Origin of the sequence: Saccharopolyspora griseoalba (assembly GCF_042665275.1) — a bacterium.
Taxonomy (GTDB): domain Bacteria; phylum Actinomycetota; class Actinomycetes; order Mycobacteriales; family Pseudonocardiaceae; genus Saccharopolyspora; species Saccharopolyspora griseoalba.
Window position 1 is genome coordinate 284,924 of the sequence record NZ_JBHTCJ010000001.1, and the last position, 15,801, is coordinate 300,724.

Annotated in this window: 15 protein-coding genes and 1 riboswitch; of the genes, 4 read left to right on the top strand and 11 right to left on the bottom strand. The window is 72.3% G+C overall.

Going from position 1 to position 15,801, the window contains the following annotated elements:
• Positions 1–5: 5 nt before the first annotated feature.
• From ACFQRI_RS01340 to larA, 6 genes are all read right to left on the bottom strand, one after another.
• Positions 6–806: an exodeoxyribonuclease III gene (locus ACFQRI_RS01340; protein WP_380663225.1), complete on the bottom strand. Its 801-nt coding sequence runs from the start codon at positions 804–806 to the stop codon at positions 6–8.
• Positions 807–882: 76 nt separating this feature from the next.
• Positions 883–1,104 (bottom strand): hypothetical protein, encoded by a 222-nt coding sequence (locus ACFQRI_RS01345; RefSeq protein ID WP_380663228.1) that lies wholly within the window; start codon positions 1,102–1,104, stop codon positions 883–885.
• 175 nt (positions 1,105–1,279) lie between these two features.
• Positions 1,280–2,410 (bottom strand): nickel pincer cofactor biosynthesis protein LarC, encoded by a 1,131-nt coding sequence (larC, locus tag ACFQRI_RS01350; RefSeq protein WP_380663231.1) that lies wholly within the window; start codon positions 2,408–2,410, stop codon positions 1,280–1,282.
• Complete coding sequence (larB, locus tag ACFQRI_RS01355; RefSeq protein ID WP_380663234.1) at positions 2,407–3,069, bottom strand: nickel pincer cofactor biosynthesis protein LarB; 663 nt, start codon at positions 3,067–3,069, stop codon at positions 2,407–2,409. Before larB ends, larC begins: the two co-directional genes overlap by 4 nt.
• Positions 3,066–3,884: an ATP-dependent sacrificial sulfur transferase LarE gene (gene larE / locus ACFQRI_RS01360; RefSeq protein ID WP_380663237.1), complete on the bottom strand. Its 819-nt coding sequence runs from the start codon at positions 3,882–3,884 to the stop codon at positions 3,066–3,068. Before larE ends, larB begins: the two co-directional genes overlap by 4 nt.
• 16 nt (positions 3,885–3,900) lie before the next feature.
• Positions 3,901–5,166 carry a nickel-dependent lactate racemase gene (larA, locus tag ACFQRI_RS01365; protein ID WP_380663239.1) on the bottom strand — a complete coding sequence of 422 codons (1,266 nt, stop codon included), beginning with the start codon at positions 5,164–5,166 and terminating at the stop codon, positions 3,901–3,903.
• A gap of 216 nt (positions 5,167–5,382) precedes the next feature.
• A riboswitch (TPP riboswitch) is annotated at positions 5,383–5,497 on the top strand.
• Between larA and ACFQRI_RS01370 the strand changes: the two genes are divergently transcribed.
• Positions 5,488–6,807 (top strand): purine-cytosine permease family protein, encoded by a 1,320-nt coding sequence (locus ACFQRI_RS01370; RefSeq protein WP_380663242.1) that lies wholly within the window; start codon positions 5,488–5,490, stop codon positions 6,805–6,807. Its footprint overlaps the riboswitch before it by 10 nt.
• 57 nt (positions 6,808–6,864) lie before the next feature.
• Here ACFQRI_RS01370 and ACFQRI_RS01375 read toward each other — a convergent pair whose 3' ends face one another.
• The 3 genes from ACFQRI_RS01375 to ACFQRI_RS01385 all read right to left on the bottom strand — a co-directional run bounded on the left by ACFQRI_RS01375 (position 6,865) and on the right by ACFQRI_RS01385 (position 10,832).
• Positions 6,865–7,911 (bottom strand): family 2 encapsulin nanocompartment cargo protein polyprenyl transferase, encoded by a 1,047-nt coding sequence (locus ACFQRI_RS01375; RefSeq protein ID WP_380663245.1) that lies wholly within the window; start codon positions 7,909–7,911, stop codon positions 6,865–6,867.
• A gap of 16 nt (positions 7,912–7,927) precedes the next feature.
• A complete protein-coding gene (locus ACFQRI_RS01380) occupies positions 7,928–9,313 on the bottom strand; it encodes a family 2B encapsulin nanocompartment shell protein (RefSeq protein WP_380663248.1) in 1,386 nt (461 codons plus the stop codon).
• Positions 9,314–9,419: 106 nt separating this feature from the next.
• Positions 9,420–10,832 (bottom strand): family 2B encapsulin nanocompartment shell protein, encoded by a 1,413-nt coding sequence (locus ACFQRI_RS01385; protein ID WP_380663251.1) that lies wholly within the window; start codon positions 10,830–10,832, stop codon positions 9,420–9,422.
• 564 nt (positions 10,833–11,396) lie between these two features.
• On the opposite strand from ACFQRI_RS01385, the gene ACFQRI_RS01390 reads away from it, so the two are divergent.
• Genes ACFQRI_RS01390 through ACFQRI_RS01400 form a run of 3 tightly spaced genes read left to right on the top strand, consistent with a single transcriptional unit; the run spans position 11,397 to position 13,638 of the window.
• Positions 11,397–11,702 (top strand): helix-turn-helix domain-containing protein, encoded by a 306-nt coding sequence (locus ACFQRI_RS01390; protein ID WP_380663254.1) that lies wholly within the window; start codon positions 11,397–11,399, stop codon positions 11,700–11,702.
• A complete protein-coding gene (locus ACFQRI_RS01395) occupies positions 11,699–12,472 on the top strand; it encodes a bestrophin-like domain (RefSeq protein WP_380663256.1) in 774 nt (257 codons plus the stop codon). The genes ACFQRI_RS01390 and ACFQRI_RS01395 overlap by 4 nt, the downstream gene beginning before the upstream one ends.
• Positions 12,442–13,638: a DUF6923 family protein gene (locus ACFQRI_RS01400; protein WP_380663259.1), complete on the top strand. Its 1,197-nt coding sequence runs from the start codon at positions 12,442–12,444 to the stop codon at positions 13,636–13,638. The genes ACFQRI_RS01395 and ACFQRI_RS01400 overlap by 31 nt, the downstream gene beginning before the upstream one ends.
• A gap of 4 nt (positions 13,639–13,642) precedes the next feature.
• On the opposite strand, the gene ACFQRI_RS01405 is transcribed toward ACFQRI_RS01400, so the two are convergent.
• Together ACFQRI_RS01405 and ACFQRI_RS01410 are read right to left on the bottom strand one after the other, a co-directional pair.
• Positions 13,643–14,104, bottom strand: coding sequence for a PPOX class F420-dependent oxidoreductase (locus ACFQRI_RS01405; protein ID WP_380663262.1), 462 nt, complete (start codon positions 14,102–14,104; stop codon positions 13,643–13,645).
• 423 nt (positions 14,105–14,527) lie between these two features.
• Positions 14,528–15,736, bottom strand: coding sequence for an acetyl-CoA C-acetyltransferase (locus tag ACFQRI_RS01410; protein WP_380663265.1), 1,209 nt, complete (start codon positions 15,734–15,736; stop codon positions 14,528–14,530).
• Positions 15,737–15,801: the final 65 nt, after the last annotated feature.

The following is a 15,801-nucleotide window of genomic DNA, read 5'->3' on the forward strand; positions in this document are numbered from 1 at the left end:
AGCCGTCAGGACAGCTCGAGATCCACCACGACCGGTGCGTGGTCCGAGGTTCCCTTGCCCTTGCGGGCGTTGCGGTCGACGTAGGAATCGGTGACCGCGCCGGTGAAGCCGCCGTTGGCGTAGACCAGGTCGATGCGCATCCCCTGGTTGTTCGGGAACCGCAGCGCGCGGTAGTCCCAGTAGGTGAACGGCACGTCGTACTTCAGCGCACGCGGGTGGACCTCGGTCAGGCCGGTCTCGGTCAGCGCGGTCAGCGCCTTGCGCTCGTCGTCGGTGACGTGCGTGCAGCCCTCGAAGGCGGCGATGTCCCACACGTCGGCGTCGGTGGGCGCGATGTTGAAGTCGCCCAGCACCGCCCACGGGCGGTCGGTGGTCAGCTCCTCGGCGGCGGTGGCGCGCAGCGCGTCGAGCCAGCGCAGCTTGTACTCGTAGTGCGGGTGCCCGACCTCGCGGCCGTTGGGCACGTAGACCGACCAGACGCGAACCCCGCCGCAGGTCGCCGCGATCGCGCGGGGCTCGGCCGCCTCGAACATGGCGCCGTCGGCCTGGAAGCCGGGCTGGTCGAGCAGGTCGTGGCGGACCTCGTCGAGCCCGACGCGCGAGAGGATCGCCACGCCGTTCCACCGGCCGGTGCCGTGCGCTGCGGCTTCGTAGCCGAGTTCACCGACCTCGTCGTAGGGGAAGGCGTCCTCGGCGCACTTGAGCTCCTGCAGGCACAGCACTTCGGGTTCGCTGGTGCCCAGCCAGTCCAGCAGCTTGGGCAGCCGGGCCCCGACCGAGTTGACGTTCCACGTGGCGATCCGCATGGCGCGAGCCTCGCACACGGCACCGACGACCTGGTCGGGGGCTGGCCCCCGGCGAGACCGCCCGACGCGCGGGTCGTCAGGGGCGCACGACCTCGCCCGCGTACTGGTAGCGCCAGACGCCGTCGGGGCGCCGGTCGCGGAGGTTGTAGTGGGCGCAGGGGGAGCAGGGCGCTTCGCCGTCGCGCGGGGACGGGAAGGTGAACTCCCCCATCGGTAAGTCCGCGTTGTGCGCGGGGATGATGAACGAGCGGCCGTCTTCCGGTCCGCCGACGAGCTCGGCGTGCACGTGCTGCTGCATCGACTGGTCTCCCGTGGTTCGGCGTTTGCCGCAATGCCTTCTGCCCATAGGAACAAATTCATTCGCATTTGGTTCCAGCCATCACCCGATCGTCTTAGTCCATTCCGGGGAGAGGCGGAAATGACCAGGCGATTCGGTTGGTCCACGCACGGGCCGGCGGGTGCCGGGGGTTCGTTCAACCGGCGGCACGCAGGGCGCGCTCGGCGATCTCGCGCAGCGGGCGGCCGAGGGCGCGGGCGGCCGCCGCGACGTCGTCGTGCTCCGGCTTGGTGCGGTGCGGTCCGTGCTTGAGCCGGATCGGGTGCCCGTCCACGGTGACCGTGCTGATCGAGCGGGGCAGCGCGGTGCGGGAGACCTCCTGGCGGCGGAGGCCCAGGCTGCCGGTCTCGGCCAGCGCGATCTCGGTCAGCGCGCGCTCGTCGGGCGGGTGGCAGAGCACGTGCAGCACGTGCCCGGGGCGGGACTTCTTCATCGCCGCGGGACTGGTCCAGGCGTCGGCCGCGCCCGCCTCCAGGAGCAGGTCCAGGACGTGGCCGAGGGTTTCGGCGGTCACGTCGTCCACATTGCACTCGAGCAGCAGCATCGGGGAGCCGCCCGCGGCCGGTTCGCCGAGCGAGGCGGTCAGCACGTTGGGGCGCTGCTCGAAGCGCTTGCCGCCCGCGCCGTGCGCGGTGGGGCCCAGCGTCATGGCCGGGGGAGGGGAGTAGCGCGTGCCCAGCGCGCGCAGCAGCGCCGCACCGGTGGGCGTGACGGTCTCGCCGGGCAGCTCCGCGCCGATCACCGCCGCGCCCTCCAGCAGGCGCAGCGCGGCGGGGGCGGGTGCGGGCAGCTCGCCGTGCGCGCAGCGGACGGTGCCGGAGCCGAGGGCGATCGGCGCCGAGCGGACCTCCGCGACGCCCAGCTCGTGCACCGCCGCGGCCACCCCGACGGTGTCGACGATGGTGTCCAGCCCGCCGATCTCGTGCAGGTGGACCTGCTCGGGATCGCGGTCGTGCAGCCCGCCCTCGACCTCGGCGATCGCCCGGATCGCCGAGCAGGCCGTGCTCGCGATCGGCTCGGGCGCCCTGGACGCGCGCTCCAGCAGCTCGGAGGCGTGCCGCTCGGCGGCCCCGTCGTCGACCTCGACCACCGCCCTGGTCGCCGCGATCCCGTCGACCTGCACCTGCCGCGCCGACAGCGACCAGCCGGTCAGGCCGGTGGCCTCGATCGCCGCGCGCACCCGGTCCAGCGGGGCGCCGAGACCCAGCAGCGCGCCCAGCAGCATGTCCCCGGAGACCCCGGTGGTCGGGTTGAGCCAGAGGATCACCGGCTCGCCACCGCGGTCAGCCGGTGCGCGGCCATCGCCGCCGAGAAGCCGGAGTCGATGTTGACCACGGTCAGCCCGGCCGCGCAGGAGGTCAGCATCGCCAGCAGCGCGGTCACGCCCTCCATCGCGGCCCCGTAGCCGGTGGAGGTGGGCACCGCGATCACCGGGCAGGCCACCAGCCCGCCGACGGCGCTGGCCAGCGCGCCCTCCATGCCGGCCACCACGATCACCGCGTCGGCGCGGTCCAGCTCGTCGCGAGCGGCCAGCAGCCGGTGGATGCCGGCAACGCCCACGTCGCGCACCACGGTGGTGCTCAGCCCGATCGCCGAGGCCACCGCCTCGGCCTCGGCGGCCACCGGCCAGTCCGAGGTGCCCGCGGTGGCCACGCAGACCCGGAAGGATCCCGGCGCGGCCGGTCGCCAGACCAGCAGGCGCGCGGTCTCGTCGTAGCTGCCGCCCGGCACCGACACCTGCGCGGCGACGTCCGGTTCGACCCTGGTTACCAGCACCGGGCCGGTGCTGCGGTCGAGCAGCTCGGTGACGATGCCGGAGATCTCGGCCGGTTGCTTGCCCGGACCGTAGACCACCTCCGGCAAGCCCTGCCGGGACTCCCGGTCGGTGTCCACGCGGGCGTAGCCGAGATCGCTGAACCCGGTCATGACGCGCTCCTCGACGGCAGCAGCTGCAGCAGGACGTTCATCCGCCCGCTCTGGAACCCCGCGAGGTCCAGCGCGCAGAACTCGAAACCCGCCGCCCGGACGGCGGCGTCGAGCTCGGAGCGGTGCGCCGCCGCGCGGTCGATGTCCTCGGCGGGGACTTCGAGCCGGGCGACCGTGCCCCGGGCGTGCGCGCGCACCCGGCACACGGGGAACCCCAGGTCGTGCGCCGCCTTCTCGGCGCGCTCCACGCGTTCGAGCACCTCCGGCGTCACCGGATCGCCGTAGGCCACCCGGGAGGCCAGGCAGGCAGCGGCGGGCTTGTCCGCGGTGGACAGGCCGAGCTCGGCGCTGGCCGCGCGGACCTCGGCCTTGCTCAGCTCGGCATCGACCATCGGCGCGATCGCCCCGCGCTGCGCGGCGGCTCGCTGGCCCGGGCGGTGATCGCCGAGGTCGTCGAGGTTGGTGCCGAGCGCCACGCGGGCGCCCATGGCCGCCGCCAGCGGTTCCGCGGCGTCGAAGAGCGCGGACTTGCAGTGGAAGCAGCGGTCGCCGTCGTTGGCCGCGTACTCCGGGCGCTCGGCCTCGTCGGTGCAGACCTCCACGTGCGGGATGCCGCGCTCGCGGGCGAACTCCTTGGCCTGCTCGCGCTCGTCGGAGGCCAGGCTCGGCGACACCGCGGTGATCGCCAGCATCCGCGAACCCAGCACCTCGTGGGCCACCCCGGCCAGCAGCGCCGAGTCCACGCCGCCGGAGAACGCGACCACCAGGGCCTCCTCCTCGGCGATGCGCGCGCGCAGCCGATCCAATCCGCTCACGGCTCACTCCTCTCCACTACAGGTGCGGGATGGTCTGCGGTCCTTCCGGCAGCGCGCACACCCGCGCCTCCGGGCCCTCGGCCCGCACCGCGGCCGCGACGTCGGGGCAGTGCTCGAGGTGCGCGCTGCGCAGCTGCTCGGGGTCGAGGTGATCGCTGTGCACCGCCACCCGCGCCTTGCTCTGGATCTTGGCCTGGATCTGCACCTGCCACTGGTCGGGCACGGCGTGCTCGCGGGCCTCGATGTCGGCGAGCAGCGCCTGCGGCGAGTCCGCCGAGGCCAGCACCTCGCGGAACGATCCGTGGTCGGGGAACCCGTCGCGGCACTCGGCCGCGCAGACGATCAACCCGCCCGGCTTGACCACCTTCGCCGCCGCCGACATCCCCTTGACCGCCTGGTAGAGGTTCTGGTCCAGCGGATAGCCGGAGTTGGTGGTGACCACGACGTCGAAGGTCTCGGGCACCTGCTGCATGGCCAGCCGCTGCGCCGCCGCGCAGGCGGCCCGGTGCATCGGCAGCAGGTCGCCGCCGAAGGCCTCGATGATCTCGTGCTCGCGGTTGAGGATGACGTCGAAGGCGAAGTCGACCCCGGTTCCCGCGGCGATCGCGCGCACGTCGTCGTGCACCGGGTTGCCCTCGGTGAGCCCCCAGGTCGCGTCGGGGTGCGCGATGCGCGCCGCGTCGTGCAGCGTCAGCACGGTCTCCAGCCCGGCCAGCCCGGGGGCGACCAGCTTCGGCCCGCCGCTGAACCCGGCGAAGAAGTGCGGTTCGACGAAGCCGGTGGTGATGCGCACGTCGGCCTCGACCCACTCGCGGTTGAGCCAGACCGGCACGCCGTCGCCGTGGACTCCGCGCCACACCAGCGAGGACTCGTCGCGCGCGTCGTGGTTGACCACCCGGACCTGCTCGACGACCTCGTCGCCGAGCATCTCGCGGACCTCCGCGTCGGTGTTGGCCCGGTGCGTGCCGGTGGCCACCAGCAGGACCACGTCCTCGAGCCGCACGACGTCCTGGAGCTCCTCCAGCAGCGCCGGGATCATCAGGTGCCGCGGCTGCGGCCGGGTGCTGTCGCACAACGACACCGCCACGGTCTGCCCCGGCCGGACCCGCTCGCGCAGCGGGGGACCGGCGGTCGGTTCGCGCAGCGCCGCGCGCAGCACGGCGCGCTGGTCCGGCGCGCCGGGGCGGAACCGCGGCTGGACGACGGTGGTGCGCTCGGCGGGCAACCGAACGGACAGGCCTCGCTCGCCGTAGGCGAGTTGGACGTTCAGCTCATCGGCCACGGGCGGTCATCCGCTCGCGGATCTGGTGCATGGTGCTTTCCTCTGCTCGTCGTGCTCCGCTGCGGACTCTAGCCGTGCGAACGAATCGTTCCCATCCCTCGACGGCGAGAGATTTCCGGTGGTCATCCGGGGTCCCGAAGTCGTGTTCGGAGTGGTAAGGACCACCGGTGCCCGCCCCCGCCCCGCACGCTCACCCGTTCGGGTAGGGTGTGCGCGACTTACCGACGCGGGAGCTCGAGCGGATCGGGCTGAGAGGGTGGCAGGAAACCGCGCCACCGACCGCAGAACCTGTCCGGATAATGCCGGCGTAGGGAGCTGTTGATGGCGGTCGACGTCGAACGTTCCGAAGTTCCGCACACCCTGAACGAACCGGCGCCGAAGACCCTGGGAGTGCTCGACCAGGCGGCCTTCTGGGGCAACCTGGGCGTGAGCCTGCTGGGCTTCTCCGGCGCGCTCGCGGTGCTCGCCCCCGCGGGCGTGCCGCAGCTGTCGTTCGCCGCCGCGGTCACCGCGACCGTGGTGGGCACGGTGCTGGGCAGCATCATGGTCGGCATCGCCGCCATCCCGGGCGCGCGCACCGGGGCGCCCGCGATGATGCTGCTGCGCGGCCTGTTCGGCACCCGACTCTCCTACGTGCCGACGGTGCTCAACATCCTGCAGCTGGTCGGTTGGGGCATGTTCGAGCTGCTGGTCATCGCGCAGGGCGCCGAGGCGCTCTTCGGCGGTGGCCCGCACTGGCTCTACGTGCTCATCGGCGGGGCGATCACCACGGCCCTGACGCTGCGCCCGCTCGGCGCGCTGCGCATCCTGCGCCGCTACGTCAGCGTCGCCGTGCTGATCGCGATGGTCTACTTCTTCGCGCAGCTGCTGCGGCACCCGCTGCCCGCGATGCACGAGGGCTCCTGGGCCGGTTTCTGGCCCGGCGCGGACGCCGCGCTGGCCGTGGCGGTGTCCTGGTTGCCGGTCGCCTCGGACTACTCGCGGCACGCGCGCTCGGCCAAGGGCGCGTTCGCCGCGGCCACCGCGGGCTACTCGGTCACCCAGATCGCGTGCTACCTGCTGGGCCTGCTCGGCCTGGCGCTGGTGGGCTGGAACGGCGACGAGGCCTTCGACCCGCTGCTGGCGGTGCCGCTGGGCGTGATCTTCTTCGCGGTGCTGGTGCTGCGCGAGGTCGACCAGTCCTTCGCCGACACCTACTCGACCGCGGTGTCCATCCAGAACCTGCGGCCCAGCACCGATCGCCGGGTGCTGAGCCTGATCGTCGGCGCGGTCAGCACCATCGGCGCGCTGACCATCGACATCGAGCAGTTCTCCAACTTCCTGCTGCTGATCGGTTCGGTGTTCGTGCCGATGTTCGGCGTGCTGGCCGTCGACTACTTCGGCAGCTCCCGCGCCCGCGAGTGGGACGTCTCGGCCGAGGCCCCGTCGCGCTGGGGGATGCTGTTCGCCTGGTTCCTCGGCTTCGCGACCTTCCAGGTGATCAACCCGGGCGAGCTCGGCGGCTGGACGACCTTCTGGACCGGCGTGCGCGAAGCCATCGGCTTCACCGTGCCGACGTGGATGAGCGCGGCGCTGACCTCCTTCCTGGTGGCCGCCGCGGTCGCCGGCCTCGTCGGCCTCCTCGGCCGCAGGCGGTCCTGACAGCGGTCGGGTCGAGGGCCGCGGCCCCCGACCCGACCGCCTCCTGCCCCAGGGGAGTCAGCGGTCGCGCTTGGTCATCAGGTGCGCCAGCGCGACGAGGTCGTCGGCCGCGTCCGGGTCGGGATCGGCTCGCCGCAGGTCGTTGAGGGCCGTCGCCAGCAGACCGTTGGCCTGGTGGCGGCTCCACGCCTGCCCGCCCGCGCCGGTGATGAGCTCGGCGGCCCGGGCCAGCTCCGCGTCGTTGAGCGAGCGATCCCGCTGGTAGAGCTCGGCGAGCTCGCGCCCCTCGCTGGTCGCCGAGGTCAGCGCGGCGACCACCGGCAGGCTCTTCTTGCGGGTGCGCAGGTCGCTGAACACCGGCTTGCCCGTGGCGGCCGGATCGCCCCAGATCCCGAGCAGGTCGTCGACGTGCTGGAAGGCCAGCCCCAGGTGCTCGCCGAACCCGCGAAGCCGGGTGACCTGCTCCGGGTTGCCACCGCCGTAGAGGGCGCCGAGCGCGCACGCGCACCCCAGCAGCGCTCCGGTCTTGTTGCGGGCCATCCGCTGGCACTCGTCCGGACCGACGTCGCCGCGCTCCTCGAAGTCGATGTCGTCGGTCTGCCCTTCGATCAGGCCGAGCACCGCGCTGCTGAGGGTGCGGATCGCCGTCGTCGCCTCGCGGTGCTGGGAGGCGGCCAGCACGTCGGAGGCCAGGCTCAGCAGGGCGTCGCCCGCCAGGATGGCGGTGGAGCTGCCGAACACCGTCCACGCGGTCGGCCGGTGCCTGCGGGTGACGTCGCCGTCCATCACGTCGTCGTGCAGCAGCGAGAAGTTGTGCACGAGTTCCACGGCGACCGCCGCGGGCACCGCGGTCGCCGGATCCCCGCCCGCGGCGCGGGCGCTCAGCAGCACGAGCGCGGGGCGGATCGCCTTGCCCCGGTCGCCGCTGATCGGCGCACCCCGTTCGTCGAGCCACCCGAGGTGGTAGCCGGCGACCTGCCGCATCCGCTGCGGGAGCCGGTCCACCGCGGCTCGCAGCGCGGGCTCCACCAGAGCCCGGCAGCGGGACAGGGCCGCGTGGGAGACGTCGCCCGCGTTGACGTCCGGTTGCTGGAGAGTGGTCATGGGCTCTGCCTTTCGGTCAGCGGGCGATCTCCACGCGCTCGAGCACGCCGAGCGCGTCGGGAACCAGCACCGCGGCGGAGAAGTAGGTGCTCACCAGGTAGGAGATGACCGCCTGGTCGCTGATGCCCGCGAAGCGCACCGACAACCCCGGCTGGTACTCCTCGGCGATCCCGGTCTGCTGCAGGCCGACGACCCCGTGGTCGTCCTCGCCGGTGCGCACGCACAGGATCGAGCTGGTGCCGGACTTGCTGATCGGGATCTTGTCGCAGGGCAGGATCGGCACGCCCCGCCAGGCCTGCATCGGCTGGCCCTCCACCGCGGTGGTCTGCGGGTAGAGCCCGCGCTTGCTGCACTCCCGGCCGAAGGCGGCGATGGTGCGCGGGTGCGCCAGGAAGAAGCGCGACTTGCGCCGCCGGGACAGCAGCTCGTCGAGGTCGTCCGGCGTGGGCGGTCCGGTGCGGGTGTGCACCCGCTGGCGCAGGTCGGTGTTGTGCAGCAGCCCGAAGTCCGGGTTGTTGAGCACCTCGTGCTCCTGGCGCTCGCGGAGGGCTTCGATGGTCAGGCGCAGCTGCTGCTCGGTCTGGTTCATCGGCTGGTTGTAGAGGTCGGCGACCCGGCTGTGCACCCGCAGCACGGTCTGGGCGACGCCGAGCTCGTACTCCCGCGGTTCCAGCTCGTAGTCGACGTAGGTGCCGGGCAGCGCGAACTCCCCGGTGTGCCCGGCGGCCAGGTCGATGCTGGCCTCGCCGTGCTTGTTCTGCGGAGGTGCGTGCTCGGCCGCGGCCAGGTGCGCCCGCAGCTCCCCGAACTGCTCCAGGACCGGTTGCAGCGCATGACGCTCCAGCGCCAGCACGATGCACGGCGTGATCGCCTTGTAGGTGCTCCGCCAGCGCGACTCCCGCCCGGCCAGCACCGCGTCGCCGAAGAAGCCGCCGTCGCCGAGCACGTCGAGCTGCGCCTCCTCGCCGTACTCGCCGGTGCCCAGCCGGGAGACCTTGCCGTGCGCGATGAGCAGCACCTCGGACTCCGGGGTTCCCGCGGGCACGATGACCTGCCCGGGTTCGTAGCGGCGCTGGACGAAGCGCTCGGCCAGCGCGGTCAGCGCCGAGTCGTCGTCGAAACCGCGCAGCCGCGGCAGCTCGCGCAGCTCCTGCGGGATGACCCGCACGTTCTCGCCGGTGTTGGTGAAGGTGATCCGCCCGTCTCCGGGCCGGTAGGTCAGGCGGCGGTTGACCCGGTAGGTGCCCGATTCCAGGTCCACCCAGGGCAGCATGCGCAGCAGCCAGCGCGAGCTGGTCCCCTGCATCTGCGGCCGGGTCTTGGTCGTGGTCGAGAGCTTGCGGGCCGCCGCGGTTCCCAGGCTCAGCGCGGTCGATTCCTCGGTGGGCTCCGTCGTGGTCACTGCTGTCCAACTCCTAAGCGCGTGATCGGTGCGATCGGGCAGGCCGAACCGGTGGCGTGGCGATCACCGGGCCGGCCGCGGGAGGACCGCGGCCGGCCCGAGCGGGTCAGCCCTCCCGGCCCACTTCGACGTGCTCGAGCACGCCGAGCGCGTCCGGTACCAGCACGGCGGCCGAGTAGTACGCGCTGACCAGGTAGGAGATGACGGCCTGCTCGTTGATGCCCATGAACCGCACCGACAGGCCGGGCTGGTACTCGTCGGGCAGACCGGTCTGGTGCAGCCCGACCACGCCCTGGTTCTCCTCGCCCAGCCGCATCAGCAGCACCGAGCTGGTTCGGGACTCCGAGACCCCGATCTTGTTGCACGGCAGGATCGGCACGCCCCGCCACGCAGGTACGTGGTGCCCGCCGAGGTCGACGCTCTGCGGGTAGAGCCCGCGCTTGCTGCACTCCCGGCCGAAGGCCGCGATGGTGCGCGGGTGGGCCAGGAAGGCGCCCGGCTCCTTCCACACCAGCGCCAGCAGCTCGTCCATGTCGTCCGGGGTCGGTGGTCCGGAGCGCGTCGGGATGCGCTGGCGCAGGTCGGCGTTGTGCAGCAGCCCGAAGTCCGGGTTGTTGACCAGCTCCTGCTCCTGGCGCTCGCGGAGGGCTTCGATGGTCAGCCGCAGCTGCTGCTCGGTCTGGTTCATCGGCTGGTTGTAGAGGTCGGCGACCCGGCTGTGCACCCGCAGGACGGTCTGGGCCACGCTGAGCTCGTACTCGCGCGGGGAGAGCTCGTAGTCGACGTAGGTGCCCGCCAGCGCGGGCTCGCCGGTGTGGCCCGAGGCGATGTCCACATCGGCCTCGCCGTGCGGGTTGTGCGGCCGCCCCGGCCCGGCCAGCGCCTGGCGCACGTGCTCCCGCAGCGCGTCGGAGCTGCCGTTGAGCTCCTGGAAGGCCTGGTGCCGCAGGGAGAGCACGGTGCACGGGGTGACGGCCTTGTAGGTCGCATCCCACTCGTCGCGCCTGCCGGCGAGCACCTGCGCGCCGAAGTACTCGCCGTCGGCGAGCACCCCGAGCACGGTCTGGTCGCCGTACTCGCCGGTCCCGATCTTGTTGACCTTGCCGTGCGCGATCAGCACCACCTCGTCGGCGGGCTGCCCCGCGGTGGCGATGACCTGGCCCGGCTCGAAGCTGCGCTGCACGAAGCGATCGGCCAGCTCGCGCAGCGCGGACTCGTCGTCGAAACCGCGCAGCAGGGGCAGTTCCTGGAGCTCCTGCGGGATCACCCGCACGTCGGATCCGGTGTTGGTGAAGGTGATCCGGCCGTCGCCGAGCGTGTAGGTCAACCGCCGGTTGACCCGGTAGACGCCGCCGTTGGCCTGCACCCAGGGCAGCAGCTTGAGCAACCAGCGGGAGGTGATCCCCTGCATCTGCGGCGGGGTCTTGGTCGTGGTGGCCAGGTTCCGCGCGGCCGCGGTGCTCAGGCTCAGCTGCGGCGACTCGGATTCGTCGGTGTTGCCGGGATCGATAGCAGTCACGCTGATGTACCACCAATCAACGAGGAGAGCGGAAAGGCGGAATGGGTGATTCGCGATTGTCGTCGTCGAATGCGCGACAACGAGGGGGAAAATTGCGAGCGATTCGGGCGATCGCCCTTGATCACCCGCCGTCGGTGACGTTAGCAGCGGCCAATGGGGCCGTATAGTCACCCGAAAGTGAGCGGTCTGGATCCATCGAGATCACGGCGTCGCAAGAATGCGCCGCGTGCCGCGAACGTCGCAGCGCGCCTGCGCTGAGTAGGCATGAAGCCGTGAAAGTTCGCGCGCATGGAGCAGTGCGACGTGCTCCGGCGAGCTGATAGCGGGACAACGCGAGCCTTCGCCCGGCTAACTGCTCCGAGCGAGCGACCCTTTCGTCGAAGAGGAATCCACGAATCGGGTTATCCATTCTCCGCGATCTCTGGAGTATTGTTGCCGGTGTCGTTCAGCCGGGCGTTCCCCGGATTCCCTCGATCAACGTGAAACCTCGTCGGGCGAAATGGAAAGACCGCCCGGCGGACCGCGGCGAACCGGAAGTCATCGTCCTCGGGAGGCGAATTCAGCGTGAAGTGGAACCTGCGGCTGGTCGCGGCGCAGCGCGGCATCTGGAAGGCCACCGACCTGCAGCGGCTGCTGGCCGAGCACGGCCTGGTGATCTCCGCCGGCAAGATGTCCGGCCTGTGGTCGAAGACGCCCGCGAGCCTCAAGCTCGAAGACCTCGACGTGATCTGCGAGGTGCTGGGGTGCGAAGTCGGCGAACTGCTCCTGGCCGAGACCAATCGGGTCCCCGAGCAGCGCCACCCCCAGCGCGATCCGGGCACGCCCCACCCGGTTGACGCCCCGCAGTCCTTCGCAGGGGGGATGCCGTGACCATCCTGCTGCACGGCGCGCTGTGGGTGCTCGGCGCCGCGGCCGGTGCGGCGGTCATCGGCTACCTGGTGCGGCGCATCGGTCAGGACGAGGGGCGGCCCAGCAACAACGATGCCGCGGGCCAGGTGTTCACCATCGTCAGCGGTCTGCAGGCGGTGGTGCTGGCCTTCGTCCTGGTGACCTTGTTCGACACCGTCACCGACGCGCGCGAAGGCGCCTTCCGCGAGTCCCAGGCGCTGGTTTCGGTGTCCTGGGCGGTCGATTCGTTCGCCGGCGACGCCGCGCAGGAGGTGCGCGCGCGCAGCGTGAGCTATCTGCGCACGGTGCTCGACACCGAGTGGCCGGTGATGCAGCGCAGCCAGGAGGTTCGCAGCCCGGGCTGGCAGCAGCTGGACCGGTTGCGGACCGCGGTGCGGGAGGCGCCGATCGACGGCGACAGCGAGTTCGAGCAGGCGCGCAAGAGCGAGGCCCTGCAGCGCCTCGACGAGGTCTACGAGGAGCGGCACCAGCGGTTGACCCGCGCGTTCGACCGCGGGGTGGTGGCGGTGGTGTGGTTCGTGCTGGTGGTGGGCAGCCTGGTGTGCGTGCTGCTGCCGAACCTCTTCGGCGGGACCCGGCTGCTCCCGCACATCATGCTGGTGTCCACGCTTGCCGGTGCGCTGGCGCTGCTGCTCTTCGCGATCTACCAGTTGCAGAACCCGTTCAGCGGGGGCTCTGCCGTCGAGCCGGAGGCCTTCCGATGGGCGCTGGAACGACTCGGGCAGCGCTGACCGCCGCGCTCCTGGGCGGCCTGCTCGTGGCTGCTCCGCCAGCAGCCAGTCCGGGGCCGGCTTGCCAGGCGCTGCAGGTGCGCGGCCACGGGTCGGCCTCGGTGCTGCACCGCATCGATCTGAGCTCGGGGGACGATTCGCGGATCGGGCCGCTTCCCGAGTACGTCAACGCGCTCGGGCACTCGCGCCGGCACGGGGTGGCCTACGGTATGGCCGCCGGGTTCGTCGACGGCGCGCACGTGCTGGAGGTGCGGGCGGACGGGTCGACCCGCGACCGCGGGCCGGTGCGCGGCCCGCGGGGCAACCCCTTCGAGCTGCCCTCCGCCGGTGCGATCGCCGGGAACCGCTGGTACGTGGTGGAGGACGAGGTTCTGTACGCGGTGGACGTCGAGCGGATGCGGGTGCTCTCGGCGGTCGAGCTGGAGCCGGTCGACCTCGGCGACCTCGACGTCGACCCGGTGGACGGGACGCTGCTTTCGGTGAGCGATTCCGGCGCGCTGGTGCGCATCGACCGCGGCAGCGGCCGGGTCGAGCCGGTCGCGGATCTGGCCGGACTCCCGGACGACCACTACGGCTCGGTGGTGATCGGGCGTTCCCGGGAGATCTACGCGTCCGGGTACGCGGGCGGGCTCTACCGGGCCGAGCGGGACGGTTCGGTCCGGCGGCTCGGGGAGCTGGAGTTCGCCACGTCCTCGGACATGGCCGGTTGCTGGACGGCCCCGCAACCCCCGCCGGAACCGTCCCCGCCGCCGACGCCGACACCACCGCCGACGCCCTCTCCGCCGCCGACGTCGACGAAACCGCCTGAGCCGACGTCGAGTCCGGCTCCGCCGGAAACGTCGACGCCGACACCGACGACGGAGACGCCGACACCGACGACCGAGACGCCCGAACCGCCGCGGCCGCCGCGGCCGAGCGCATCACCGAAGCCGACGCCGAGCGCGCGTCCGACCAGGACGCAGTCGCCCGAACCCGCGCCCGCGCCGCCCACGACGGACACCGAGGCCGCACCCGGGCCGTCGGAGACGACGACGCCCTCGTCCGAGGACGAGGACGAGGGCGCGGCGGCGGAGACGGGGCACTCGACGGAGGACAAGCGCCGCTGGGCGGTGGCGATGCTCGCGGTGATCCTCGGCGGCGGCCTCGCGGTTCGCAGGCTCCGCTGAGCGGTTACTGCTCGGCCAGCCGGGGCGGGAAGCCGCCGGTCGCGATCGGTCCCCAGCTCTCGATGTTGAGACGGATCAGCGACTTGTCCTGCTTGACCATCGCCTGGCGGTACTCGTCCCAGTCCGGGTGCTCGCCGGAGATGCAGCGGAAGTAGTCCACCAGCCCGTCGAGGGCGTCGGGCATGTCCAGCACCTCGGCGGTCCCGTCGACCTGGACCCACGGCCCGTTCCACTCGTCCGAGACCACGCAGATCGAGGCCTGCGGGTTGCGGCGCAGGTTGCGCGTCTTGGCGCGCTCCGGGTACGTGGAGATCACGATCCGGCCCTGGGCGTCCACGCCGCAGGTCAGCGGTGAGGTCTGCGGACGGCCGTTGGAGCGGGTGGTGACCAGGACCCCCTTGTGGCGCGGGCGCAGGAACTCCAGCAGCGCGTCGCGGTCGACCCGGTCGGCGGTGGCGATCGCCATTGAATTGCTCCTCGAACGAATGATCTGGATGCCTTCAGCCTAAGAGCTCGCGCCCGGCCGCGCCGCTCAGCAGGCCTGCGAACGGGGGCATCCGTCCCGGAGCTGCGCCGGATCCGGTGCGCCGGGAGCGAGAACCGTTCCCGATCAACGCGGCCGGCGCGGCGCGCATTCCCGCTGCTGGTACCCCGCGGCCTGGTCCTGCGCCGACCAGGTGGGCGCGCAGGATGAGTTCGGAAGGGTGGCAGCGCGTTCAGGGGACCCGGTCAAATCACCGGTGGTCACCCGATAACGTGTAGCGCGTTCGGGCAGGCGCGGCCCGGATGCGGTAGTTCCGCCGGCTTCGGACCCCGGCGGACTCCGCTTCAACAGCAGCCCGGCCGGGAACCGCATCCCTCGGGGGTGTGGTTCCCGGCCGGGCTGCTGTCACACGCGTTCGAAGATCGCGGCCAGGCCCTGGCCGCCGCCGATGCACATGGTCTCCAGCCCGTAGCGCGCTTCGCTGCGCCGCATCTCGCGGGCGAGGGTGGCCAGGATGCGGCCGCCGGTGGCGCCCACCGGGTGGCCCAGCGAGATGCCCGAGCCGTTGACGTTGAGCCGGTCGAAGTCGCCCGGCTTGAACTCCCACTCGCGGGTGCAGGCGAGCACCTGCGCGGCGAAGGCCTCGTTGAGCTCGATCAGATCGACCTCGTCGAGCCCGATCCCCGCGCGCTGCAGGGCCTTGGCCGTGGCGGGCACGGGGCCGATGCCCATCGTCTCCGGCGGGACCCCGGCCCTGGCCCAGGAGACGAGCTTGACCAGCGGGCGCAGGCCGAGCTCGGCGGCGCGCTCCGGGGTGGTGACCACGCAAATCGCGGCGGCGTCGTTCTGCCCGCTGGCGTTGCCCGCGGTGACCGTGGCCTCCGGGTCGTTGCGACCGAGCACCGGCTTGAGCCCGGAGAGCTGCTCCAGGGTGGTGTCCGGGCGCGGGTGCTCGTCGGCGTCCACCACCGTCTCGCCCTTGCGCGAGCGCACGGTCACCGGAACGATCTCGTCGTCGAACCGGCCGGCGCGCTGCGCCTCGGCGGCGCGCTGCTGCGAGCGCAGCGCCAGCTCGTCCTGCTCGGCGCGCGGGATCGAGTACTCGCGGCGCAGGTTCTCGGCGGTCTCCAGCATCCCGCCCGGCACCGGGTGGTTCCGGCCGCCCGCGGTGGTGCGCCCGCGCGCCAGCGAGTCGTGCAGCTGCAACCCGCCGCCGCCGACGCCCCAGCGGGCCTCGGTGGTGTACAGCGGGGCGCTGCTCATGCTCTCCACGCCGCCGGCGAGCACGACGTCGCTGATGCCGGTCTGCACCTGCATCGCGGCGTCGACCACGGCTTGCAGGCCCGAACCGCAGCGGCGGTCGACCTGGGTGCCGCCGACCTCCACCGGCAAGCCCGCGTCCAGCGCCGCGACCCGGCCGATCGCGGGCGCGTCGGAGTTCGGGTAGCAGTTGCCCAGGACGACTTCGTCGATCGCCGAACCCTCCAGGCCGCTGCGCTCCAGCAGCCCGCGGATGACCGTGGCCGCAAGCTCCGCCGCGGGCACTGTCTTGAAGACCCCGCCGAACCGGCCGATGGGCGTCCGCAACGGCTCGCAGATCACCGCTTCCCGCATTTCGCTCGCTCCTTCGCGTCGCACGTGCTCCGTTCGTAGCACACGGCTGGTGCGACGGGTAAGCG